This window comes from Nonomuraea sp. B12E4 (assembly GCF_039871825.1).
GTDB lineage: Bacteria > Actinomycetota > Actinomycetes > Streptosporangiales > Streptosporangiaceae > Nonomuraea.
Window position 1 is genome coordinate 349,959 of the sequence record NZ_JBDPME010000007.1, and the last position, 23,764, is coordinate 373,722.

Below are 23,764 nucleotides of genomic sequence, written 5' to 3' on the forward strand. Positions count from 1 at the left end.
AGGTGAAGGCGCAGGCCGCGGCGGCCAAGAAGATCGGCGAGACACCAGACCTGCTTGAGCCGCCTGCCGTCCCAGTCGTAGGCGGCCAGCGTGGTGCGCGTGTAGTAGCCGCGGGCGAAGATCGCCGACGGGTTCCCGCCGTCGAGGTAGGCGACGGAGGACAGGAACCTGTCGACGCGGTTGCCCGGCTCGATGCGAGCCATCGCGTAGTCGCCCCACATCAGGCCGTCGTCGCCGCGGCCCGGCATGTACGGGACCGTCTGCAACTCCTTGCCGGTGGCGCCCTCCAGCACCGACAGGTATTCGGGGCCGCTGACGACGAATCCGGCGAACTCGCGCAGCCGGTTGTTGGCGCTGCGGCTGGGGGGCGTAGACGTCGATGAAATAGTCGGCGAGTTCCACGGCGTCGTCGTGGGACAGCGGGTACTCGTGCGTCGGCTCGATGCCGAAGGCTTGCTCAAGCGTGGCCGGCCAGTGCCCGGCGACCACCTCGGGATGCTTGTGCCAGCTCTCGAACATGTCGACGACGTGGTCGAAGTAGTCCGCCGCGCTCATGCGGTGTGCGCGTAGCCGGCCTTGACGTCCTGCTTCGGCATGGTGATGTAGCGCTCGGAGACGACCTGGCCGCGGCTCCCGTAGCGGATGATCTTCGTGCCGGGGGCGGTCTTGAGCATCATCTCCGAGCGGCCGTCGCCGTCGAAGTCGTAGACCGGGAACTGGGTGTAGTGGGCCCCGGAGCGGATGTTGACGCCGAGGTCGAGCCGCCAGCGCAGGGTGCCGTCCAGCGCGTAGGTGTCCACGTAGGTGTCCACGTAGGTGTTGCCGGTGTTGCCGGTGTAGCCGCGCTGGGAGACGTCCTTGGAGTTGGACGGGTCCCACTTGACGACGTACTCGTACTGGCCGTCGCCGTCCATGTCGCCGACGCTGAGGTCGTTGGCCGCGTAGGTGTAGGCCTCACCGGCCGGCGTCACCCCGGTCGGCGGGTTTACGCAGCTTCAGATCATAAAACGATTCAATCCACGGCGTGGCCGGAGCGCTGCGCCGGCCTTCCTGGCCCTTGGTGATCGGCGCGACACGGTATTCGGAGGCGGCGGTGCCCGCGCCCGTCATGCCCGTCACGCCGTGTCCGGACACCTCGTCGCCGAGCAGCCGCCAGCTCAGGAACACTCCTTCGCCGGTCGAGGCCGCCCGCTCCCAGGCCGGGCCCGCCTCCGCCAGCGGCAGCACCTCGTGCGCCACCGTCAACCGCCCGAGCGCCGCCTGCTCCGCCACCAGCGTCACGGCCGCGGCCCGCTGCTCCCGGGTCAGCTCGTTGTTGGTGTAGCCGAGCACCCGCAGCGACCGGCTGCGCAGCGTGGCCGAGTCGATCGGGCACGTCTCGGACCCCGATCCGCCCAGGTTCACCAGCCGCCCGCCCTGGCGCAGCGTCCGCAACGCCGCCGCCGCGAGCTCGCCGCGCCAGGTCAGCGCCAGGTGGGCGGCCACGGCCGACAGCCCGAGCGCGGCCACGGCGAACGGGTCGGTGCCGGCCGGCAGCGGCACGAGGTCCGCGGCGGGCACGCGGGCGTAGGCCGCCATGCTCCCGTCCCCCGGCGCCATCCCCGGCCGGGGTCGGGAACCACACCAGGGCGTCGTCCGCGATCCCGACCCCCTGCACGCCCGGCACGTAGGGGAGCGCGGGCGCGCCGAAGTAGGAGGTGCCGGTGGCGCAGAGCAGGTCCAGCGGCGTGATCGGCGCGGCCAGCACCCGGACCAGCCGCTCGCCGGGGCCGGGCACGGGCTCGGGCCGGTCGTCGGCGACCTCGGGCGGCCGGCCGCACGCGGAGATCCGGGCGGCACGCATCATGTGGAGATCCCGGCAGCACGCATCACGTGGCGCATCACATGGCGCATCACGGGGCGCATCACGGGGCGCATCAGGTGGCGATGTCCGGATACGGCAGCCGCACGTGGGACAACCGCCGCGCGTACTCCAACTGGAAGCCCAGCGGCGGATGGTCGCGCTCGAACATCGCGATGAACAGCGTGAGCGTGAGGAACGGATGCGCCCCCAGCTCGAACAGCTTGGGATAGTCGTGCGCGGCCAGCGCCTCGCGCTCGACGTCGTCGAAGCGCAGCCAGGTGGACGACTCGCCGGCGTGGCAGCCGAGGATGCGGTTGGCGTACTCCGACTCCCACATCTCCACCGTGGCCCGCGGCGCCTCCCGGTAGCGTTCGACCAGCTCGGGATCGCGATCGACGGTGAACAGGAACTTGTTCAGCAGGTATTTGCTCATGCGCGGCCGCCTCCGCTCGCCGGGTACCAGGTGAAGTACGCCTCCATGGTGTGGAACAGGTCGTAGGTGTCCACGTAGTCGGCCTTACGCCCTTCGCCCGCCACGCCCATCATCAGCATGAAGTCCATGAACCCGTGGGTGGCGTTGCCCGGCTCCCACAGGCTGTCCAGGGTCACCTCCGACAGGCATCCCTCGATGTCTCCGGTCGAGATCCACTCGACGGCCTTGCGGTCGAACTCCGGGTCCGGCCCGTGCGGCCCGAACTGGCGCGGCCCGCCGAGCTCCAGCGACAGGTGCCCGGTGCCGATGATCGCCACCCGGCGGTCGGCCGGCCAGGACTCGACGAGCTGCCGGATCGTGCGCCCCAGCTCCACGAACCGGCCGGGCCGCGGCAGGGGAGGGGCGAAGATGTTGGTGTAGACCGGCACGATCGGCAGGTCGTTCTGCGGGCGCAGGGTGATGATCGGGCACGTGATCGAGTGGTCGATCCGCAGCTCGTTGGAGAAGGCCAGGTCGAAGCCGGCGTCCAGGCCCTCGCGCAGGATGTACGCCGACAGGTCCTCCTGCCCCTCGAACAGCATCCGGGGCAGGCCGAACTCGCGCTCCTCGTTGTGGAAGTTGGCGTCGTAGAAGGGCGCCTTGCCGACCAGGAACTGCGGCATGTTGTCCAGCCACAACTGGTGGAAGTGGTCGGACCCGACCATGACCAGCACGTCGGGATCAGCCCTGGTCAGCGTCTGCCGGAACGCCTCCACCTTGCGTACCCACTCGTCGGCGAACGGCGGCCGGTCCTCCCCGGTGGAGGTGCTGGCACGGTAGTAGAAGGGATGGTGGGTGGATGCGATGACCGCGACGACCTCAGCCATGCGAACCTCCGTTGGGCTCGGGCGGGACGGACCGGTTGTTCAGGTCCACCGACAGGAAGATCTCGTTGGCCACGGGGCGGCGCAGCTCCTCGGCGAGCTGCCCGATCAGCCCCGCGGTGCGCGCCAGCAGCGCGAACCCGCGCAGCAGCTCCAGCGGCAGCCCCAGGTCGGCCAGCGCCGCGCCGCACGTGCCGGCGCCGTTGAGCGGCAGGGTGCGGCCCAGGACGGCCGGGTGCACCCGGCCGATGGCCGCGAACAGCGACAGGTGCGGCCCGGCCAGCCCCTCCTCGCGGGCGATCTGGAACAGCCGCGGCGTGCGCGGGTCGCCGTCCTTGTGCACGTGGTGGCCGAGCCCGGGGACGCGCCGCCCCGACTCTCGCCACCCGCGTACGGTCTCCAGCGCGAGCGCGTCCCAGCCCGCCTCGTCGGCCGGCACCGGATCGCACGCCGCGACCACGTCGTGCAGGAACCGGCCGCAGTCCTCGGTCACGCCCAGGAAGCGGGACCCGCCGCCGAGCAGCCCCGCCGCCAGCGCCCCCTGGACGGAGTCGGGCGCCGACAGGTACGTCAGCCGCGTCACGATCGCGGTGGGCGTGAACCCGTGGTCGGCCAGCGCGGCCAGCACGGCCTCGAACACCCGCGTCTCGCCGGGCGCCGGGCGGCGCTGCGTGGCCAGCCAGAAGGCCAGCTCGCCGAAGCCCACCTCCCCCATCACATCGGTGGCCAGGTCCTGCCCGAGCAGCGTGATCGACGTGGGCGTGGAGGCCCCCAGGGCGGTCGGGTAGTCAGCCATTCCCGCTCTCCCGCGCCAGCCATTCGCGCAGCTCGGTCCCGTGCTCGTCGAGGTCGGGCGGCGGCAGCGCGTACCCGGCGGGGGTCTCGGAGAACCGGATCGGGTGCCGCGTGGTCGGCGTCGCCCGCTCGCCCTCGCCCACCACGACGACCGGATCGAGCCCGAGCCGCTCCGCCACCGCGAACCCGCCGTCGATCGTGTTGATCGGCCCGCTCGGCACCCCGGCGTCGACCAGCAGCTCGAACCACTCGTCCGCGGGCCGGGTGACGAGCCGCTCGACGAGGAGCGGCCGCAGCTCCGCCCGGTTGGCGGTCCGCGCGGCGTTCCTGGCGAACCGCGGGTCGCCCGCCACCTCGGGAATGCCGAGCACCTCGCACAGCTTCCTGAACTGCCCGTCGTTGGCGGCGGCGACGATCAGCTCGTGGTCGGCCGTCGGCAGCGGCTCGTACGGGAACACGCTCGGATGCGCGTTCCCCATCCGGAACGGCACCACGTCCCCCGCCACGTACGCGGAGCTCTGGTTGACCAGCCCCGTCAGCGCCGACGACAGCAGGTTCACCTCGACGTGCTGCCCCTGCCCGGTGGCCTCCCGGTGACGCAGTGCCGCCAGGATGCCGATCACGGCGTGGTTGCCCGCCATCACGTCGAACACCGAGATCCCGGCCCGGTACGGCGGCCCGTCCGGCTCCCCGGTCAGGCTCATCAGCCCCGACATGGCCTGCACCATCAGGTCGTATCCCGGCACGCGCGCCCCGGCGCCCGACCCGAACCCGCTGATCGACGTGTAGACCACACCCGGGTTGCCGGCCGCCACCGTGGCGTGGTCGAGGCCGTACTTGGCCAGCCCGCCGGGCCGGAAGTTCTCCACCAGCACGTCCGCGCGCCGGGCCAGCTCCCTGGCCAGCCCCGCGTCCGTCTCGTCCCGCAGGTCGAGCGCGATCGAGCGCTTGCCGCGGTTGACCCCGAGATAGTAGGTGGACACCTCGTCCCGCGCGGGCGGCGTCCACGACCGGGTGTCGTCCCCGCCGGGGCCCTCCACCTTGACCACGTCGGCCCCGAGGTCGGCCAGCAGCATCGTGGCGTACGGCCCGGCCAGGATCCTGGAGAAGTCGGCCACCAGCACGCCCGACAGCGGCCCCTGCGCCCTGGCCTCAGTCATCGAGCTCCATTCCTCGCGTCCGTCCAGCGGACGAATGTCCGCCTGACCGTGATCCCAGCATCCACCGCGACTCCTCGTCAACACCTTGACAGAGGCTGGCACGCTGTTCAGAGTGACGTTGACCGTAGAGCGGACAGTTGTTCGCAAGCGAGGAGCGTCCCATGAACGAGTTCGAGGCCGGGCGGCCCGTGGTGCTGCGCGGCGGCACGGTGCTGCCCGTCGGCGGGTTACCCACGGACGGCGGGCGGGTGCTGCCCCGCACCGACGTCCTCGTCACCGGCGACCGGATCGCCGCCGTCGGCCCCGAGCTGGAGGCGCCGCCGGACGCCGTCGAGATCGACGCCACCGGCGGGATCGTCATGCCCGGCATGATCGACACCCACCGGCACATGTGGCAGACCGCGATGCGCGGCTACGGCGCCGACTGGACCCTCACTCAGTACTTCGTCTGGTTCTACCTGGAGCACGGCAAGCTGTTCCGGCCCGAGGACGTGCACGCGGGCAACACCCTGGCCGCGATCGAGGCCCTCGACGCCGGCGTGACGACCGTCGTCGACTGGTCGCACGGCCTGCGGACGGTGGAGCACGCCGACGCCGCCGCCGACGCGCTGCAGTCCGTGCCGGGCCGGTACGTGCTCGCCTACGGCAACATCCAGCAGCCGCCCGCCGAGTGGACCGCCACGCCCGGGTTCCGCGACTTCGTGCGCAGGCGGGGCACCGGCGACGACCTGCTCGGCTTCCAGCTCGCCTTCGACGTGCTCGGCGACCCGGCCTTCCCGGAGAAGCCCGCCTTCGAGGTCGCCAGGGAGCTCGGCGTCGCCGTCACCACGCACGCCGGCGTGTGGGGCGCCACCGGCGACGACGGCATCCGGCTCATGTACGACCACGGCTTCATGACCCCCGAGACCGTCTACGTGCACGCCGCCTCGCTGTCGGCCGACTCCTACCACCGCATCGCCGCCACCGGCGGCTCCGTCTCGGTCTCGACGGAGAGCGAGCAGAGCGCCGGGCAGGGCTACCCGCCCACCTGGGCCATCCGCGCCCACGGCATCCCGGTCTCGCTGTCCATGGACACCAGCGTCTGGTGGAGTGGAGACCTGTTCTCCGCCATGCGCGCCACCCTCGGCGCCGACCGCTCGCGCGAGCACCTGGAGGCGCACGCCAAGGGCGAGACCGTCACGCACTGCGGCCTGCGCGCCGACCAGGTCGTCGAGTGGGCCACCCGGGGTGGCGCCCGCGCCCTCGGCCGCGACGACCTCGGCACGGTCGAGCCCGGCCGGAAGGCCGACCTCGTGCTCGTCAAGAACGACCACTCACCGGTGTCGTTCCCGCTGCTCAACCCGTTCGGCCACATCGCGTTCCAGGCGCAGCGCGGTGACGTGCACACCGTGCTGGTCAACGGCCGCGTGGTCAAGCACGAGCACCGCCTGATCGGGGTGGACCTGGCCGCCGCCCGCCGCCAGGTCGAGCGCACGGTCGAGTATCTGCGCTCGGAGATGGGGGAGGAGGCGTGGCAGCGCGGTATGAACCCGGACATCCCGGCCACGAAGATCCTCGACAATCCGTACACGTACACCGACTACCGCAGCTCCTCCACCCACAGCCGCTCCACGGGCGGATGACGTCTACCCGCTGCGTGCGAACGGGGCTCGACTGCTGTGTGCGAACGAGGCTTTACAGTCGGACCGAGCGAATCCGAACGAGTGAGGGCGTACATGGCACGTGGTGACACCGGACCTGACTTCATCGAGGCGCTGGCCCGCGGCCTCGACGTGATCAGGGTCTTCCGGCCGGGACGCCCGGTCATGTCGCTGACCGAGGTGGCGACCGCGGCCGGGCTGGCCCGGCCGACGGCCCGCCGCATCCTGCTCACCCTGCAGGAGCTGGGCTACGCCAGGGCGGAACAGGGAGGTTTCGCCCTCACTCCGCGGATCCTGGAGCTGGGCGTCACCTACGTCCGCTCCATGGGGCTGTGGGAGGTGGCCCGGCCGCACCTGGAGCGGCTCGTCGCACAGACGCACGAGTCGTCCTCGATCGCCCAGCTCGACGGCTCCGACATCGTCTACGTCGCCAGGGTGTCGGTGCCGAAGATCGTCGCCCTGTCGGTGCAGATCGGCACCCGCTTCCCGGCGCTGCAGACCTCGCTGGGCAAGGTGCTGCTGGCCGCGCTGCCGCCCGCCGAGGTGGAGCGGGTGCTCGCCGAGCCCGGCCGCTCGGGCATCGAGCCCAGGTGGCGGCCCGAGGCCATGGAGCGGGAGGCGGTGCTGCGCACGGTGCGGGCCAAGGGCTGGGCGGTGACGGACCAGCAACTCGCCCTGGGGATCCGGTCGGTGGCGGCGCCGCTGCGGGACGGCCTGGGCAATGTCATCGCCGCCGTGAACGTCAACGCCCACGCCGCCGAGACCTCCGTCGAGAAGCTGACCGAGGAGCATCTCCCGCTGCTGCTGAAGACGGCGAGCGCGATCAGCGCCGACTGGGCGCTGTATGAGGCGGTCCCGCACGTCACGGCGTCGTGATCGTCTAGGTCTTGCCCGTATGCATAAGTCCGCCTTGAATGATCCCAATACGGGTGATCCAGGAGGGTTAAATGCGTGGTTTACGGGCGTCCGCAGTCGTCTTAACGATGGTCATCACGACGTTCGTGGCTTCAGAGCCATCCGTCCCAGCCGTGGCCGGGCCGGCCGATCCCGAGCCGGCCTCGCTGGTGACGTTGTCTGTTCCCGATCTCGCCGCCATGGAGCGGCTGGTCGCCTCGGGCGCCGACCTCACCGAACGAGTGCGCCCCCAAGCCGACGGCAGCATCCAGGTGGACGCCGTCGTCACACAGAGCCAGCTCGCCGAGTTACAGCCGCTCGGCGCGACCATGGCCCCGGAAACACCGGCCCCCGCCCAGACACGGAAGGGCGCCGCGGCCAAGGACCAGATCGTCATCGAGCGGGCGGTGTGGTTCGAGTCCCGCGACGGCTACTTCCTGTCCGTCGAGGCCTCCAGCAGCGCCGGTGAGGCCGCCACGCTCAACGTGACGTGGAAGGGCAAGCACGGCTCGACCGGCCAGGTGGCCATGGTCCCGTACGTGGACGCGGGCGCGTACCTGGGCCACCAGTTCAACACCCCCGCCCCCACGGACAGGGAACCGCAGTGGGTCACCGTCACCTCCGCGGGCGGCGGCAAGGCCGAGGCCCGCGTCAAGGAGTGGCCCGGCGGCGAGCGCCCCGACCACAACGGGCGCGGATACCAGAAGGACTTCATCACCCAGTACATGCCGCCGGCGCAGCTCAATGAGCGGGTCAAGTCGCTGCACCAGCGCTTCCCCAAGCTCACCGACATCATCACACTGCCGAACCGGACCAACGGCTACCGGCGTCACGCCCAGGCCCTGATCGGCACGCCGCCGGCCGCCGCGGTCGTCGTCACCTCGAACGCCTACGGCTCCGAGGGCGGCAACGACCTGTCGGTCGAGCTGGTCGATCCCGGCGCCGCCGACCGGCCGCTGCAGGCGAGCCTGAACGGCAAGCTCATCACCGTCAGCCTGGCCACCGACGGCTCCGGCGCGGTCACCAGCACCGCCGCCCAGGTCGCCGCCGCGATCAACGCCAACACCGGCCTCGGCGTCAAGGCCACCACCTACCGCACCGACGCGGGCGCCGGTGTCATGGCCCCCGCCCCGGCGACCCAGCTCGACGACTTCCTCAACGCCCCCGCCGACGTCTCGCGCAAGCCCGCCGAGGTGCTGGCGCTGCGCATCGGCACGCGCCGGGACGGCTCGCGTACCGGCGTGCTGGCCTACTCCCAGGAGCACGCCCGCGAGTGGGTGACGCCGCTGGTCACGATCGAGGCCGCCGAGCGGCTGCTGCGCAACTACGACCGCGACAAGGCCACCAAGAGGCTGCTGGAGCGCACCGAGATCTTCATCGTGCCGGTGGTCAACCCCGACGGCGCGAACTACAGCTTCTACGACTTCAACAGCCAGCGTAAGAACATGACCAACCACTGCCCCGCCGAGCAGTCCGACCCGGCGCTGCGCAACCAGTGGGGCGTGGACGTCAACCGCAACTACGCCGTCGGCTCGCTGCACGACGGGTACTTCGGCGCCTCGGCCAACTGCCAGAGCGGCACGTTCGCCGGTCCGGCCGAGCACTCCGAGCCCGAGAGCCGCAACGTGATCTGGCTGGCGCAGAAGTTCCGCAACATCAAGTTCGCGATGAACGTGCACAGCTACGGCGGCTACTTCATGTGGCCTCCCGGCGCGTACAAGCAGGACGGCCGCGTCAGCCTGCCCCGGCCGACGGCCAAGGAGGAGGGCTACTTCCTGAGCTCCGCCCAGACCATCGAGACGGCCATCGCGGCCGAGCGCGGCACCGTCACCTGGCCGCAGCAGACCGGTCCCGTGACGGACGTGCTGTACTCGGCGGCCGGCAACTCGGCCGACGAGCTCTGGTACGACTTCGGCATCTACGGCTGGGACTTCGAGGTCGGCGCCGACCTGTGGAACGCCACCACGCAGCGGTGGGAGGGCGTGGGCTTCCAGCCGCCGTTCAGTGAGGGGCACCAGGAGGCGATGGAGTTCGCCGCCGGCCTGATCTCGCTGATCGGGGTGGCCGCCGACTACCGCGACCGCTGATCGACATCGACCGCAGGACGGCCGCCGACCGGTGCACACGACCGGTCGGCGGCCGGCTGCCGCCACCCCTGAAAGTGCACCACCGCATGGAGGATCTCTTGCGTTTACCCACTGCCCTGCTGGGCGTGGCCGTCTCGGCCGCACTCCTCGTCGTCCCGCAGTACGCGGTCGCCGACCCCGTGGCGCCACCCGCGTCCCCCACGCGGGACTTCGGCAACGGCCCGGAGCGGAACGAGGTCGCGGCCGGCATTTCCGAGCAGGCCCAGACGCTGCGCGCCGCCCCCGGCGAGCAGGCGGCCGCCTACGGGCACTCCCGCGACCGCGGCTACCCCAGGCAGACCAAGCTCCCCGTGCCCGCGGAGAACCCGGCCGACGCCGCCGTCAAGCTCGGCCTGATGCCCTACCACGGCATCGCGCCCAAGCTGAACGAACTGCAGAAGCGCAGCGAGCGCGTCAGCGCCGAGATCATCGGCCGCTCCGCCGGAGGCCACGACCTCTACCTCGTCACCGTCACCGCGCCCGAGAGCGACCACGAGGCCCATGAGCAGGCGAGGATGCGCGAGCGCATCGAGAACGACCCGGTAGGCGCCGCCCGCGACAGGAACCTCGCCAGGCGGTACAAGGCTCCGGTCTTCATCAACGACAACATCCACGGCAACGAGTGGGAGGGCACCGACGGTGCCCTGCGCGTCATCGAGGAACTCGCCACCAGCAAGGACCCGAAGGTCGCCGACCTGCTCGCGCGGACCAGGCTGTACTTCAACGTCACCGCCAACCCGGACGGCCGCGCGGGCAACACGCGCCAGAACGGCAACGGCTTCGACATGAACCGCGACTTCATCACCGCCTCCCAGCCCGAGGTACGGGCGATGCGCCAGGTGATGATCGACACCCAGCCGGTCACCATGATCGACCTGCACGGGTACGTCAACGGCACGCTCATCGAGCCCACCACCCCGCCGCACGGCGCCAACTACGAGTACGACCTGTTCATCCAGAACACCTACGCCAACGGGCTCGGCATGGAGGCCGCGGTCAACGCGCTGGGCTACACGTTCGAGAAGGACGGCGTGCACCCGGCGCAGATCCCCTTCCGTGACGACGCGGAGGGCTGGGACGACTGGCCGCCGATCTTCACCCCGCAGTACGCGCCCTTCCACGGCGCGGTCGCCTCGCACACCGTCGAGATCCCGCTGCGGGTCAACAACGCCGACTACAGCGGGCTGCCCGTCGAGGAGCTGCGCCGCCGGTCCGCCATCAACACCGACGTGGTCGCCGCCGCCATCCGGGCCACGTACTCCTTCGTGCGGGCCAGGCACGACAAGCTGATCGCGGACCAGATCGAGGTGTTCCGCCGGGGCAGCGCCGGCGAGCCGTCCAGGCCCGTGCCGCTCGGCATCGTGCCCGGGTTCGGGCCCGAGGACGTCTACAACACCACCTACCCGCGCGCCTACGTCATCACCGGCGAGCGGTCGGCCACCGCGGCCGCGCGGCTGGTGGACCACCTGATCGCCAACGACGTGCGGGTCGATCGGGCCAGGAAGCCGTTCCGGGTGTCCGGCAAGACGTACCCGGCCGGGTCGTACATCGTGGACATGCACCAGCCCAAGCGCGGGCTGGCGAACGTGATGCTGGAGCCCGGGGCGGACATCTCCGACAAGGTTGACGCCATGTACGACATCTCCGGCTGGAGCCACAGCCTGCTCTGGGGCGCCACCGTGGACAGCGTCACGTCCGCCCCGAACATGACCGTCGAACTGGTCGGGGTCGCCGCGCCGACCGGCTCGGTGCCGCGCACGCGCGGCCCGCTCGCGCTCAAGGTGACCGACGGCAAGGAGGTCCAGGCGCTCAACGACCTGCTGCGCCAGGGCGTCGAGGTGACCTGGGCGGACGGCACCGCGATCGTCCCGGCGTCCGCGCGGCGGGCCGCCGAGACCGTGTCCGACCGCTACGGCGTGGCCTTCGCCCCGGCCGGCCAGGCCACCGGCGTGCCGCTGGCGCAGGTGCGGATGGCCGCCGCCGCGTCCGCCGACGAGCTGTTCACGCTGCGCGAGCTGGGCTTCGCCGTCACGCCCGTCTCGACGGCGACGCTGAACGCGGGCTTCGACTGGAGTGCGACCGACGTGCTGTTCGTCTCCAGCGGGCTGAGCTACACGGCGCTCAACCCGGCCGCCAGGGCGGCACTGGACGCGTTCCTCCCCACCGGTGGCGTGATCACCCGGGGCGGCACGGGCGCTGCCTTCAACGCGGCCGCCGGGCTGCTCACCGTGACCGCCGTCGCCGGGCGCGACGACGCCAACGGCGTGGTCCGGGTGACCTCCACCGACGGCCCCGTCGGCAGCGGGTCGCCCGACCACTCGTTCGTGTACTCGCCGCGCTGGTTCACCGGCCTCGGGACCGAGGTCAAGGTCGAGCAGTCGTACGCGGCCGACGGGCCGCTCGTCGCCGGCCACTGGCGGCCCGACGAGCGCGGAATGGGCGGCCAGGACGCGGCCCGGGGCCAGGCGGCCGTGGTCAGCGGGCGGGACGAGCGGGGCGCGGCCGTGGTGCTGTTCGGCACCGAGCCGATGTTCCGCAACCACCCCAAGGGCCTGTTCCCGCAGGTGGCCAAGGCCGTCTACTGGTCAGCGGCGGCCACCGGCGCAACCGTCACCACCCCGTAACCCTGCCCGGCCCGAGGGGTGGGTGAGCCGAACCCCACCCACCCCTCGGACCGTCGCCCCCCAATGCCACAGCCTGAGCCGCATGCGCGAAACGCTCAAGGGCCAAGACCGTGCATGCCCCCCGGCACCTACCGGGCGGGGGCGTAGCCGGCGGGCCGGGTGGTGAAGGTGCCGCGGCCCTGGGTGCGGCTGCGCAGGCGGGTCGCGTACCCGAACACCTCGGCCAGCGGCACGATCGCGGTGATCACCACCGTGCCGCCCCGCGCCGTCGAGCCCGAGATGCGGCCACGCCGGGCGGCCAGGTCTCCCAGCACCCCGCCGGCCGCGTCGTCCGGCACGGTGACGGTGACCTCGGCCACCGGCTCCAGCAACACCATCTCGCAGGCGTGCAGCGCCTCGCGCAGCCCGAGCCGCCCGGCCGTGCGGAACGCCAGTTCCGAGGAGTCCTTCGAATGCGTCGCCCCGTCGGTCAGCGTCACCCGCAACCCGGTCACCGGGTGACCGCCGAGCGGCCCGCCGGCCAGCGCGTCGCGGCACCCGGCCTCGACCGCCCGGACGTACTCGCGCGGCACCCGGCCGCCGACGACGGTCGAGCCGAACACGAAACCCCCGGCACCACCGGCACCGGCGCCGTCCAGCGGCTCCACGGCGAGCACGACGTGCGCGAACTGGCCCGCGCCGCCCTCCTGCTTGACGTGCCGGTACAGCAGCCCCGACACCCCGCGTACGACCGTCTCCCGGTGGGCCACCTGGGGCCGCCCGACGCCGACGTCCAGCCCGTGGTCGCGGCGCAGCTTCTCCGCCGCCACCTCCAGGTGCAACTCGCCCATCCCGGACAGCACCGTCTGCCCGGTCTCGGCGTCGGCCCTGACGACCAGCGAGGGATCCTCCTCGGCCAGCCGCGCCAGCGCCGTCGCCAGCCGGTCGGCGTCGGTGCTCCTGCGGGCCTCGACGGCCACGGACACCACCGGCGCGGCCACGTTCGGCGGCTCCAGCAGCAGGGGAGCGCCGGGCGCGCACAGGGTGGCCCCGGTGCGGGCCGCCTTCGGCCCGACCACCGCGACGATGTCCCCGGCCACCGCCCGGTCCACCTCGGTGTGCCGGTCGGCCCGCACCCGCAGGATCCGGGCGATCCGCTCGGCGCGCCCTGTACCGGCGTCCAGCACAGCCTCCCCCTTCCGCATCGTTCCCGAGTACACCCGCAGGTACGTCAGCCGCCCGGTGGCGGTCGAACTCACCTTGAACACCAGCGCGGCCAGCGGCGCCGCCGGATCGGCGGCGCGCTCCTGCTCCGCCCCGTCCCGCTCGCCGCGCACCGGCGGCACGTCCAGCGGCGAGGGCAGGTACGCCACGACGGCGTCCAGCAGCGGCTCGATCCCGCGGTTGCGGTACGCCGAGCCGCACAGCACCACGACGCCCTCCCCGGACCGGGTGAGGTCACGCAGCACGGCGGCCAGCGTCGCGTCGGAGATCGCCCGCATCTCGGCAGTCTGGCGTGATTCCGGAGTGGCGCAGAACTCCTCCAGCGCGCCCGCGTGCAGCTCGGCCACCGCCTCCTCCAGCGCCCGGCGCCGCCGCCACGCCTCCGCCGCCAGGCCGTCCGGCACCGGCCCCACCTGGCAGCCGCCGTCGCCCGGCCACACCAGCGAACGCATCCGCACCAGATCCAGCACGCCGGTGAACCCGCCCTCGCGCCCGATCGGCATCTGCGCCACCAGCGGCGCCTTGTGCAGCCGCCGACGGATCGACTCGACCGCCGCGTCGAGGTCCGCGCCCGCCCGGTCCAGCTTGTTGACGAACGCGATGCGCGGCACCCCGTACCGGTCGGCCAGCCGCCAGACGGACTCGCTCTGCGGTTCGACCCCCGCGACGCCGTCGAACACCGCGATGGCGCCGTCGAGCACCCGCAGGGAACGTTCCACCTCGTCGGTGAAGTCGACGTGGCCCGGCGTGTCGATCAGGTTGATCCGGTGGCCGTCCCAGGCGCAGCTCACGGCCGCGGCGAAGATGGTGATCCCGCGGTCGCGCTCCTGGGGGTCGAAGTCGGTGACGGTCGTCCCGTCATGCACCTCGCCGCGCTTGTAGGTGGCGCCGGCCAGGAACAGCATCCGCTCGGTGACGGTGGTCTTGCCGGCGTCCACGTGAGCGAGGATGCCCAGGTTGCGGACGGAAGTGAGGGGGTTGGAAAGTCGAGTACGCACAGCCCATGGCCCTTTCGGGTCGTTCTCGGCACAGGACAGCGCGATTCCCCGACGGAGCGGTCCGGCGGCCTCAGGTCAGGCCGGGGGAGAAGTGTCCGTCAGAGCATCCGATGGCGGCCGCGCAGCCGGCATCGGGACGACGAAGACACCAGGATCACCTCGTAACGGGAGGAAGGGACGACGACAGCGGTGTGGTGGCGCACGGCCGGCTCCCTTCCCTCATCAATCGGTGTCCGGGGGCGAGTGTAGTGAAGATCGTCCGCGCTGCAAACCGATTATTCGGGGGCCCCAGGAGGGAGGTTCATCACGCGGACGCCTCGCTGCCCCCGATGAGAGAGACAGTTGTCATTTCGGGATGTCGACATAGGCGTGAGAAGCTTTCAGGGAAGGACGCGCGCGCATGACGACCTCTCTTCACGCCAGGTCTCTCGACACCGGTCGCTACTCGGTCGGCATGGCCACCACCGCCGCCGACGTCCAGGCCGCCCAGCGACTCCGGTATGACGTCTTCGCCGGCGAGATGGGGGCGCGGCTCGACAGCCCGGTCTCCGGCCTCGACGTGGACAGGCTCGACGCCTACTGCGACCACCTCCTCGTACGTGACGGCCGCGAGGCCGTGGGCACCTACCGGCTGCTGCCGCCCGGGCGGGTCGACCGCCTGTACTCCGACGGCGAGTTCGACCTGGCGGGCCTCGCCCCCATCAGGAAGGACATGGTCGAGGCCGGCCGCACCTGCGTGCACCCCGACCACCGCAACGGCGCCGTGGTGGCCCTCATGTGGGCGGGCATCGCCCGCTACATGGTCGACAGCGGCCACCAGTGGCTCGGCGGCTGCTGCTCGGTCCCGCTCGACGACCGGGGCGCCCTGGCCGCGTCCGTCGTGGACCAGGTGCCGCTCGGCCCGGAGGAACACCGGGTCACACCGCACACCCCGTGGCGGAGCCGGTCCACGGTCCGTGCCGACCGCTTCGTACCGCCCGCGCTCCTGCGCGGCTACCTGAGGCTGGGCGCCTGGGTGTGCGGCCCGCCCGCGCACGACCGCGACTTCGGCACCGCCGACTTCTTCGTGCTGCTGTCCATGGCCAACGTGAACGCCCGCTACCTCCGCTACTTCCTTGGCGAGCCCCTGTGACCGCGACTGTCGACCTTGCTTCGGGCGCCCCCGTGAGAGGCGCCGCGCCTGTGCCCGCACCCGATGGCGCCGCCGTGGGCGACGGGGCCGACGGCGCCCCACCCGGGGGCGCCGCCGTGGGCGACGCGGCGAGTGCCCCCGTACCTGGCGGTGTGAGCGCCCCCGTTACGCCGATCAACCCCTGGCGCCCGGTGAGCGCCTGCTCCACGGATGCCTGCGTGCAGGATGCCGTCGCCGTCGCCGGGCCTGTCCGCCGCACGGTCCGGCTGCTGACAGCGGTCCTGATGGTGCTGACGGGCCTGCCGGTGGCCTTCCTGGCCTCCCGGCTGAGCGCGGCCCGGCGGGCGCGGATCACCGGACGCTGGGCGCGGCTGCTGCTGCGCGCGCTCGGCATCAGGATCGAGGCCATCTTCACCCCGTTCGGCCCATCTGGCGCCGCGACCGGCTCCGGCGCCGCGGGCACGACGGCCGCCGCGGGCATGGGCCCCGCCGACGCGGATTCCTTGAGCGCGGCCGACACCTCCACGACGGCGACCCCATCGCGCACCTCGGCCCCGTCGGGCACCGGAGCGCTCGTGGTGGCCAACCACATCTCCTGGCTGGACCCGCTCGTCCTCGCCGCCACCATCCCGTCGCGGGCGCTGGCCAAGCGCGAGATAGCCGGCTGGCCGATCATCAAGACGCTGCTGGCCGGTTCTGGAGCGCTGCTCATCGACCGGGAGCGCCTCTCCCAGCTTCCCGCCGCCGTCAAGACGATCGCGGACGCCCTCGGCGCAGGCGACACGGTGGTCGCCTTCCCCGAAGGCACCACGTGGTGCGGACGCGGGATGGGCCGGTTCCGCCCGGCGGTGTTCCAGGCGGCGATCGACGCGAACGCCCCGGTACGCCCGGTGACGCTGCGTTACCGCGAGGGCAGGGCGGAGGTCCCCTCCACCCGCGCCTGCTACGTGGGTGACGACTCCCTGCTGGCCTCCGCGCTCCGCGTCGCCGCGACCCGCCGCCTGGTCGTCCAGGTGACGATTTCCGCCCCCGTACGCCTCACGTCCCCGGCCCCGCGCCCCATGGCCCGCGCGGTGCTGGCCGAGATAGCCGAGGCCCAGGTCCGCACCGGCATCGCCGACGGCCACCCTGGTTAAGCGCGTCAACGGATCGCCGGTCGGCACGAGCGGGCGTTTGAGGCGGCAGGACGATGGTAGGTGCGTACCTAGCAGGGGAAATGGAGATCGCCCCGCTATCGGAAGCCTTCCGCGTGGAAGGTGTGATAGGCGGTCTCCGCGGTTGCTGAGACCGCCGGATCGGGGGAACCCAATGCGCAAGACGCTCACCGGGCTGGGCCTGGCGTTCTTCTTGACGCTAGTCCCGGCCGCTGCTGCGACGGCTGAAGCGCCGGTCGCACCGGTCGCACACAGCCAGGTCACACCAGGACCGCAGCAGAACGACACAAGGGACGACGGTGGCGGCGGCGCCGGTCTGTGGGGTCTGCTGGGCCTGCTTGGCCTGCTCGGCTTCGCAGGGATGCGCCGACCGCGCGGTGTCGGGACTTCCGAGCACATGTCCAATCGCACCCCGCGCCCATAGGTGATCCGTCCCGGCCACGGGCCGGGATGGGGTCCACGGGTGGTACGGCCGGCGCAAGGGTCGGTCGTACCACTACGGCGGGTCCACGGACGCTCCGCCACTTCCGCGACCAAGCAGGGCCCGCACCTCCGGTTCGGTCCGCAGCAGCGCCGGATCCGGGCCATCCCACCATGCGAGGGCGGCGTCGGAGGCCACGGCGGTGGGGCCGCCGGCGGGCCGTGGCAGCGCGGTCAGCCGCCCGGCGAAGCGGAGGTCCTCCCGCCACCGGCAGACGTCCGGCAGCCCGTCGCACGGCACCGCCCACAGGGCCGTGACCGCCGTGGCGAGGGCATCGAGTTGCGGGGCGGTGGGGGCTCCGGCGAGCGGGCGGCCGGGCAGGACGGTCATGGTGACGCTGGGCGGCGCCGCGTCGAGATCGCTCGCCAGCGGGCGGGGCGCCAGGCCGGCCGCGTACCGATGGAGATGCCGCAGCACGGCCCACTCCCGGTGCTGCTCGCCGCGGTCCCACGACACGTAGCGCTTGGTGACCACGGATCCGGCGAAGCTCAGTGCGTGCGTGTGGGCCACGCCCGCGGCCTTCAGCTCGTCCCCGACCCGTCCTTCAGGAAGGCCAGGACCTCGCCGCCAAGCCGGGAGCAGAAGGCGGCGGTGGTGAGCCCTCGTGCATCGTTCCGATTCCTTCCGACGGGTTCTGCGGCCATCGTCCCGCGTAAGTGCTCACTGATTGAGCACTTATCCGGCGATGTTCGTAGGTGGGGCGTCCGATCGCCCGGGAAACGGGGGTTGACCCGGTGGTCTTGACACATTGTGATGTCGGCGTGACGGGAAGCGCTGGACGAGGCTGCGAGGATTTTCTAACCTCCTGCTCCGATGGGTCGTGACGGGACGTTCGGATGATGTCGACGGGGGGATACGGATTGCAGCCCCTCCAGCACGACGACCCGCCCGAGATCGGCCCGTACCGGTTGCTGGGCCGGCTGGGCGCGGGCGGGATGGGGGTCGTCTACCTGGGGCGGTCGCCGGGTGGCCGGCTGGTCGCGGTGAAGGTCGTACGCAGGCGCTTCGTCGGGGACCCCCGCTACCGCGCCCGGTTCGAACGGGAGGTCCGCGCCGCTCGCGACGTGAACGGCACCTTCACCGCGCCGGTGCTGGACGCCGACCCCGGGGCCCCGGCGCCGTGGCTGGCCACCGCGTACCTGCCGGGGCTGTCCCTGCGCGAGGCGATCGAGGCGCACGGGCGTATGCCGCCGGAGTCGGTCCGCGCGCTGGCCGCCGGGCTGGCCGAGGCGCTGGTCGCGATCCACCGCGCCGGCGTGGTGCACCGCGACCTGAAGCCGGAGAACGTCATGCTCACCTCCGGCGGCCCCAGGGTGATCGACTTCGGGGTCGCCCGCCCGCACGACGCCGCGACCCTCACCCGGGCCGGGCGGCCGATCGGCACGCCCGGGTTCATGGCTCCCGAGCAGATCATGGCCGGGCAGGCGGGGCCGCCCTGCGACCTCTTCGCGCTGGGCGCGGTGCTGGCGTACGCGGCCACCGGGGCCGAGCCGTTCGGATCCGGTGCGCCGCAGTCCAGGCTGTATCGGGCGTTGCGGGCCGAGGCGGACCTCGGCGAGGTCCCGGCGGGATGGCTGCGCGAGCTGATCGCGTCCTGCCTGCGCCGCGAACCCGAGGAGCGCGGCACGGCCGCCGACGTGCTGGCGCGGGTGGCGGCGGCGGGCGAGGACGAGCTGAGCCTGCAGGGCACCACGTGGTTGCCGGCGGAGGTGGCCGAGGAGATCGACCGCCGCGCGGGCCGGACGTTCGAGCCCCCGGAGCCGCCCGGCGAAGAAGCGAAAGCGGTGGACGGCCGGGTGGGCGAGGCGGTGGGCGGTGCGGCGGGCGGCCGGGTGGGCGGGCCGGTGGACGCGCTTCCGACGTGTGACCCCGACCTCGCGTCCGGTGAGCTGCCGGCCGGGGACGCGGCCACGTCGGAAGGGGCACTCTCGCGCGGGCCGAGCCGTCGCACGCTCCTCGCCGGAGCCGCCGCGGGCCTGCTGGCCGCCGCCGGGGCGGGCGCGCTGGCATGGGAGCGGAACGCGAGCGGCGCGGAGCGGAGTCCGAGCCCGCCGCCCACCCGGCCAGCCTCCGCGGCGGCACCGACCGAGCGGCGGACGACCCCACCGCCGGAGGCGACCTCGCGGTGGCGGGCGCGGGTGCCGGGCAGCGTGCAGCTGGCCGCCGCCGGCGGCGTACTGATGGCCGGTGGGAGCGAGGAGGTCCGAGCGATCCACCCGCGCACCCGCAAGGTCCTGTGGAAGCGCCGTATCACCCGGTACTACGCTTCCGGCGACATGGTCTACACGATCGGCCGCCCGGACAACTGGCGGGTGTGCGCGATCCGCGCCGCCTCCGGCAAGATCCGATGGACGTACGACGACATACGGCCCGGCGGCATCACCATGTGGCACGCCGTGACCGGGCCGGTGGTCTGCAACGGCGACGAGCGGGGGATCCTGGCGCTCGACCTGGACGACGGGCGGCGGCGATGGGTCTCCAAGGCGGACGCGAAATACGAGCTGATCGCCGACGCGGGCGTGGTGGTGGCGGTGTCGTCCGACGAACTGGTCGCCGTTGACGCCCGCAGCGGCCGGAAGCGGTGGACGTACCCGATCGACTACGGGACGAACCCGCTCATGGCGGAGGGGCTGGTCCTGGCCTACGACAGATTCGGCACCGTGCACGCGATCCGCGCCGACGACGGGGAGCGCGTCTGGCAGAGACAGGACGTCAAGGGCTACGGGGCCCAGGCGGGCGGCGACCGCCTCTACACCGAGACCAACGTCGGCGAGGTGCTCGCCCTCGAACTGGCCACGGGCAACACCATCTGGCGGCGCCGGCTGGGCGACTTCGAGAACGACCCGCGGGCCCAGGCGACCGCGATGGAGCTGTCAGGCGGCACGCTACACGTCTCGTGCGTCGACGGTATCCTGTACGCGCTGGACGCGGCCGACGGCCACATCCGATGGACCTACGGCGGCGACAGCCAGCAGCACACCCCGCCGGTGACCCTGGACGGGGCGGTGTTCTTCAGCACCATGGACGAGCACGTCCGGGCAGTGGACCCGCCGGTCTGAAGAAGGCGCGGACATGCTGACACTCGAGCCAGACGACCCCCGCTCGATCGAGGCGGCGGGCGGCCGCTACCGCGTCCTCGCGCGCATCGGTTCCGGCGGCATGGGCGTGGTCTACCTCGGGCGGTCCGCCGGCGGGCGCACCGTCGCGATCAAGACGGTGCACGTCGAGTTCGCCGAGGACGCGGAGTTCCGGGCCAGGTTCAGGCGCGAGGTGGAGGTGGCGCGGCTGGTCGGCGGCGGGTTCACCGCGCCGCTGATCGACGCGGACCCGGATGCCGCGATCCCGTGGCTGGTGACCGAATATCTGCCGTCGGTGTCGTTGCGCGAGGCCGTGGGCGACCTCGGCGCGCTTCCCGCCGGCGCGGTCCGGCCGGTGGCGGCCGGGATCGCGGAGGCGCTCGTGTCGATCCACCGGGCCGGTGTCGTGCACCGCGACCTCAAGCCCGCCAACGTGCTGCTCACCGCGGACGGGCCACGGGTGATCGACTTCGGGATCGCCCGGGCGGTGGACGCCGCCACGGTGACCCGTCCGGGGTCGCAGGCCGGGTCGCCGGGCTTCATGTCGCCCGAGCAGGTCGAGGGCGCCCCGGCCGGGCCCGCGGGCGACGTCTTCTCGTTCGGGTCGACGCTCGCGTACGCCTGCACCGGGGCCGAGCCGTTCGGCGAGGCACCGTGGCACGTGACGATGTTCCGGATCCAGCACGAATCGCCCCGGCTGGACGGGATCGCCGACGAGAAGCTGCGGTCGGTGATCGCCTCCTGCATGGAGCGAGACCCGTCCCGCCGCCCCACCGCCGAAGAGCTGGCCGAGCGCCTGTCCGCGATGAGCCGGCACGGGGGCCACGCCTCCTGGCCACCGCCACCGGTCCTGGCCGAGATCGTCAGGCGCCGGAACGAGGCGGAGAACCCGCCGGCCGTCCCGGACCTGGCCCCCGCGACGGCGCCCGGCCGCGGCCGGGCGTTCTGGTACGTCGCCGTCGCCGTCGCCGTCGTCGGGCTGGCGGTCGCACTCTGGACCGCCACCCGGCCCGAGCCGCAGGCGCCGCCCCCCGACCCTCTGGCCCTCCCCACATTCCCACCCACGCCGCCGGAGGTCACCCCGGCCGCCTCGCCACCGGAGGGCGAGACCCGCGAGCTGAGGTTCTCCCTCACCGGCGACGTCAGGCTCACCTCGCTGACCTACACCGTGAACAACGAGCCCACGACCCTGAAGAACGTCAAGCTGCCGTGGCGGAAGGTCATCGAGCTGCCCGGCTGGCCGCCGCGGAGCTCCTGGAGGCTCACCTACCGGTTCCCGCCCGGCGAAGTGAGCCACATGGTGGAGGCCGGAGGGCAGGCCGTCTCGACCCGGACGTCCTCCGACACCAGCCGGTCCACCACGATCCACGAGGACGGCACCTGGTGAGGGCCGGGACCCCTCCCGGACGGCGGCCGTTACCGTGACGCCCAGTGCGGGGCGGAGAGGAGCACACCATGACCGCGGGGACGCAGGGGCCGCTCAGCAAGGTCCACCTGCTGCCGAGGGACACCACGAGCCTGGCCCACGGGCTCCCGGCGGCCCGGCCGGGCACGCTCTTCGTCCGTGGGGCGAACGGAGGGCTGAGCGTCTCGCCGGACGCCGGGTTCGAGGTGGTGTTCGGGCGCGCCGAGCTGGACGTCCACGTGTGCGTCGGCCGGGACGATCCGCACGTCAGCAGGCGGCACGGCCGCATCAGCCACGAGGGCTCGGGATGGGTGCTGCACAACCTCGGCCGGCTGGCCATCCGGTTTCCCGGATCGCGCCTCGTGCTCGGCGGGCACTGGGCGGAGCTGCCGGTGGCGTACTCGCCGCTGTTCATCATCGGGCCGAAACGCGAGCACCTGCTGGAGGTACGGGTGGCCGCGAGCGCGCCGGCCGGGCCGCCGGGGGAGCTGTGCCAGGTCGAGACGCCCGATCCGGAGGCGTGGGACCTGAGCCCGGTGGAGCGCCTGGTGCTCGTCTCCCTCGCCCAGCGTTACCTGCGCCAGGAGCCCTGGCCGCAGCCGGTCACCTGGGCGCAGGTCGCCGACGACCTCGGCCGCCTGCGGCCGGGGGAGCAGTGGACCCCCAAGCGTGCCGCCCACATCGTCACCGAAACGCGCAAGCGGCTCAGCGCCTCGGTGGCCGGGCTCCTGGAGGAGGAGATCCCGCCGCCGCTGGGCAACGCGCTCAACCACAACCTGATCACCGAGCTGCTGGTCACCGCCACCCTCGTCCCCGAAGATCTGCTGCTGCTCGACGGCCCCGGCTGAACCGGAAGGTCAGCCGCCGAGCTCGCGGTGGCTAGACCACCACCGCGCCCGAACCGGGCAGCCCGGCCTGGTCCGGTACCACCCGGGGCAGCCCCCGCAGCCACCCCTCCAGGTCCGCGGGCCACCACCGCCCGGCCGCCAGCCGCCCCAGCTCCTCGGCGACCGTCGCCGCCTGCACCGGCACGACCCGGGCGGGCGCGGCCCCGGCCAGCACCCCGAGCCACCAGTGCCGCACCGTCGTGGCCATCCCGTCGGGGTCGAGCACCAGGTAGTAGTCGGGCAGCACCAGCCGGTCGGCGCGCAGCTCGCCCAGCGCGGTCTCGACGGCCACCTCCAGGGCGCCGGTCACCCCCGTGCCGTCGAAGAACGCCGTCCACGCCGCCGCCACCTCGGCCAGCGGGTCGGCGTCGTGCACCACGTACGTCGCCGAGGACCGCCCCGCGATCTCCATCACCTCGGCCGGCCCGCGCTCACCCCGCGGGATCGCCCGTACGTTGTGCAACCCGCTCAGGCCCGCGACCACGTCCGCGGCCCCGTCTCCCGCCACCACGACCACCGTACTGCTCAAACGCCGCATACAGGGCACTTTACTGTTGGGGCGCTCCGCATCGCGGTGGCAGCCCGGGGGCGACGCGCGGACGGGGGCCGCGCGTCTCCCCGCGTGCTCAGCCGAGGAGCCGGGACAGGTCCCGCATGAGTCCGGCCGGCAGGGCGGACTCGAGGTACCGGTTGTCCAGGCCGCATTCCTCGCCCCAGACCGTGACGTCGGCGGGAGGGCCCTGGGCGTAGCGGAAGACGAGATGCGCGAAGGGAGCCCGGCCGGACCGGCACCCGCCGTCGGCCCTCCGCGTCCGCTTGGCGTTGACGGTGGTGGAGAGCTCCTTCGCCGTGCTCGGGCCGTGGGATCTCCGCGACGGGGCCCTCAGCCCGCACACCGTCCCGCCGACGGCCGCCCCGACACGCTCACCGCCGCTGGAGTGGCTTTCTTGATGTCTGCTTGGACGCGTGGACGCCGCGCTCGGGTTCGCGGGCGAGGTTCTTCGGTTCCGCCTCGGTCATGACCCGGTGACGCCGAGCAGGGCGACCCA

Annotated in this window: 17 protein-coding genes and 1 pseudogene; 9 read left to right on the forward strand and 9 right to left on the reverse strand. The window is 72.7% G+C overall.

Annotation, left to right across the window (positions count from 1 at the left end):
• Positions 1-32 precede the first annotated feature (32 nt).
• The 5 genes and pseudogenes from ABGB18_RS19410 to ABGB18_RS19430 all read right to left on the reverse strand — a co-directional run.
• A pseudogene (locus ABGB18_RS19410) lies at positions 33-1,179 on the reverse strand (rhamnogalacturonan lyase); the annotation flags it as partial.
• A gap of 737 nt (positions 1,180-1,916) precedes the next feature.
• Positions 1,917-2,276 carry a hypothetical protein gene (locus ABGB18_RS19415; RefSeq protein WP_347696923.1) on the reverse strand — a complete coding sequence of 120 codons (360 nt, stop codon included), beginning with the start codon at positions 2,274-2,276 and terminating at the stop codon, positions 1,917-1,919.
• Positions 2,273-3,142: an extradiol ring-cleavage dioxygenase gene (locus ABGB18_RS19420; protein WP_347696924.1), complete on the reverse strand. Its 870-nt coding sequence runs from the start codon at positions 3,140-3,142 to the stop codon at positions 2,273-2,275. Before ABGB18_RS19420 ends, ABGB18_RS19415 begins: the two co-directional genes overlap by 4 nt.
• Positions 3,135-3,935, reverse strand: coding sequence for a citryl-CoA lyase (locus tag ABGB18_RS19425; protein WP_347696925.1), 801 nt, complete (start codon positions 3,933-3,935; stop codon positions 3,135-3,137). The genes ABGB18_RS19420 and ABGB18_RS19425 overlap by 8 nt, the downstream gene beginning before the upstream one ends.
• Positions 3,928-5,094 (reverse strand): CoA transferase, encoded by a 1,167-nt coding sequence (locus tag ABGB18_RS19430; protein WP_347696926.1) that lies wholly within the window; start codon positions 5,092-5,094, stop codon positions 3,928-3,930. The genes ABGB18_RS19425 and ABGB18_RS19430 overlap by 8 nt, the downstream gene beginning before the upstream one ends.
• Before the next feature lie 161 nt (positions 5,095-5,255).
• Between ABGB18_RS19430 and ABGB18_RS19435 the strand changes: the two genes are divergently transcribed.
• The 4 genes from ABGB18_RS19435 (at position 5,256) to ABGB18_RS19450 (ending at position 12,378) form a co-directional block, all read left to right on the forward strand.
• Positions 5,256-6,716 carry an amidohydrolase family protein gene (locus ABGB18_RS19435; protein WP_347696927.1) on the forward strand — a complete coding sequence of 487 codons (1,461 nt, stop codon included), beginning with the start codon at positions 5,256-5,258 and terminating at the stop codon, positions 6,714-6,716.
• A gap of 93 nt (positions 6,717-6,809) precedes the next feature.
• Positions 6,810-7,610: an IclR family transcriptional regulator C-terminal domain-containing protein gene (locus tag ABGB18_RS19440; RefSeq protein ID WP_347696928.1), complete on the forward strand. Its 801-nt coding sequence runs from the start codon at positions 6,810-6,812 to the stop codon at positions 7,608-7,610.
• A gap of 125 nt (positions 7,611-7,735) precedes the next feature.
• Positions 7,736-9,715 carry a M14 family zinc carboxypeptidase gene (locus tag ABGB18_RS19445; protein WP_347696929.1) on the forward strand — a complete coding sequence of 660 codons (1,980 nt, stop codon included), beginning with the start codon at positions 7,736-7,738 and terminating at the stop codon, positions 9,713-9,715.
• A 98-nt stretch (positions 9,716-9,813) separates the two neighbouring features.
• The gene (locus tag ABGB18_RS19450; protein WP_347696930.1) at positions 9,814-12,378 is read left to right on the forward strand and encodes a M14 family zinc carboxypeptidase; all 2,565 of its coding nucleotides are present in this window, start codon (positions 9,814-9,816) and stop codon (positions 12,376-12,378) included.
• Between the two features lie 128 nt (positions 12,379-12,506).
• On the opposite strand, the gene fusA is transcribed toward ABGB18_RS19450, so the two are convergent.
• Positions 12,507-14,579 (reverse strand): elongation factor G, encoded by a 2,073-nt coding sequence (fusA, locus tag ABGB18_RS19455; RefSeq protein ID WP_347696931.1) that lies wholly within the window; start codon positions 14,577-14,579, stop codon positions 12,507-12,509.
• 400 nt (positions 14,580-14,979) lie between these two features.
• On the opposite strand from fusA, the gene ABGB18_RS19460 reads away from it, so the two are divergent.
• Complete coding sequence (locus ABGB18_RS19460; protein WP_347696932.1) at positions 14,980-15,711, forward strand: GNAT family N-acyltransferase; 732 nt, start codon at positions 14,980-14,982, stop codon at positions 15,709-15,711.
• Positions 15,712-15,761: 50 nt separating this feature from the next.
• Positions 15,762-16,847 (forward strand): lysophospholipid acyltransferase family protein, encoded by a 1,086-nt coding sequence (locus ABGB18_RS19465; protein ID WP_347696933.1) that lies wholly within the window; start codon positions 15,762-15,764, stop codon positions 16,845-16,847.
• A 514-nt stretch (positions 16,848-17,361) separates the two neighbouring features.
• Here the strand turns inward: ABGB18_RS19465 and ABGB18_RS19470 are convergent.
• Positions 17,362-17,856 carry a hypothetical protein gene (locus ABGB18_RS19470; protein WP_347696934.1) on the reverse strand — a complete coding sequence of 165 codons (495 nt, stop codon included), beginning with the start codon at positions 17,854-17,856 and terminating at the stop codon, positions 17,362-17,364.
• Between the two features lie 350 nt (positions 17,857-18,206).
• On the opposite strand from ABGB18_RS19470, the gene ABGB18_RS19475 reads away from it, so the two are divergent.
• The 3 genes from ABGB18_RS19475 to ABGB18_RS19485 all read left to right on the forward strand — a co-directional run bounded on the left by ABGB18_RS19475 (position 18,207) and on the right by ABGB18_RS19485 (position 22,676).
• Positions 18,207-20,405: a PQQ-binding-like beta-propeller repeat protein gene (locus tag ABGB18_RS19475; RefSeq protein ID WP_347696935.1), complete on the forward strand. Its 2,199-nt coding sequence runs from the start codon at positions 18,207-18,209 to the stop codon at positions 20,403-20,405.
• 13 nt (positions 20,406-20,418) lie between these two features.
• The gene (locus ABGB18_RS19480) at positions 20,419-21,810 is read left to right on the forward strand and encodes a serine/threonine-protein kinase (protein WP_347696936.1); all 1,392 of its coding nucleotides are present in this window, start codon (positions 20,419-20,421) and stop codon (positions 21,808-21,810) included.
• Between the two features lie 68 nt (positions 21,811-21,878).
• Positions 21,879-22,676: an FHA domain-containing protein gene (locus ABGB18_RS19485; protein ID WP_347696937.1), complete on the forward strand. Its 798-nt coding sequence runs from the start codon at positions 21,879-21,881 to the stop codon at positions 22,674-22,676.
• A gap of 31 nt (positions 22,677-22,707) precedes the next feature.
• On the opposite strand, the gene ABGB18_RS19490 is transcribed toward ABGB18_RS19485, so the two are convergent.
• Together ABGB18_RS19490 and ABGB18_RS19495 are read right to left on the reverse strand one after the other, a co-directional pair.
• Positions 22,708-23,253 (reverse strand): hypothetical protein, encoded by a 546-nt coding sequence (locus tag ABGB18_RS19490; protein ID WP_347696938.1) that lies wholly within the window; start codon positions 23,251-23,253, stop codon positions 22,708-22,710.
• Between the two features lie 88 nt (positions 23,254-23,341).
• Positions 23,342-23,611, reverse strand: coding sequence for a hypothetical protein (locus tag ABGB18_RS19495; protein ID WP_347696939.1), 270 nt, complete (start codon positions 23,609-23,611; stop codon positions 23,342-23,344).
• Between the last annotated feature and the right edge of the window lie 153 nt (positions 23,612-23,764).

Bases quoted from the DNA above. Each gene is read 5' to 3' on its own strand.
- ABGB18_RS19415 (WP_347696923.1), bottom strand. From the start codon at position 2,276: ATGAGCAAATACCTGCTGAACAAGTTCCTGTTCACCGTCGATCGCGAT.
- ABGB18_RS19420 (WP_347696924.1), bottom strand. From the start codon at position 3,142: ATGGCTGAGGTCGTCGCGGTCATCGCATCCACCCACCATCCCTTCTAC.
- ABGB18_RS19425 (WP_347696925.1), bottom strand. From the start codon at position 3,935: ATGGCTGACTACCCGACCGCCCTGGGGGCCTCCACGCCCACGTCGATC.
- ABGB18_RS19430 (WP_347696926.1), bottom strand. From the start codon at position 5,094: ATGACTGAGGCCAGGGCGCAGGGGCCGCTGTCGGGCGTGCTGGTGGCC.
- ABGB18_RS19435 (WP_347696927.1), top strand. From the start codon at position 5,256: ATGAACGAGTTCGAGGCCGGGCGGCCCGTGGTGCTGCGCGGCGGCACG.
- ABGB18_RS19440 (WP_347696928.1), top strand. From the start codon at position 6,810: ATGGCACGTGGTGACACCGGACCTGACTTCATCGAGGCGCTGGCCCGC.
- ABGB18_RS19460 (WP_347696932.1), top strand. From the start codon at position 14,980: ATGACGACCTCTCTTCACGCCAGGTCTCTCGACACCGGTCGCTACTCG.
- ABGB18_RS19480 (WP_347696936.1), top strand. From the start codon at position 20,419: ATGCTGACACTCGAGCCAGACGACCCCCGCTCGATCGAGGCGGCGGGC.
- ABGB18_RS19485 (WP_347696937.1), top strand. From the start codon at position 21,879: ATGACCGCGGGGACGCAGGGGCCGCTCAGCAAGGTCCACCTGCTGCCG.
- ABGB18_RS19490 (WP_347696938.1), bottom strand. From the start codon at position 23,253: ATGCGGCGTTTGAGCAGTACGGTGGTCGTGGTGGCGGGAGACGGGGCC.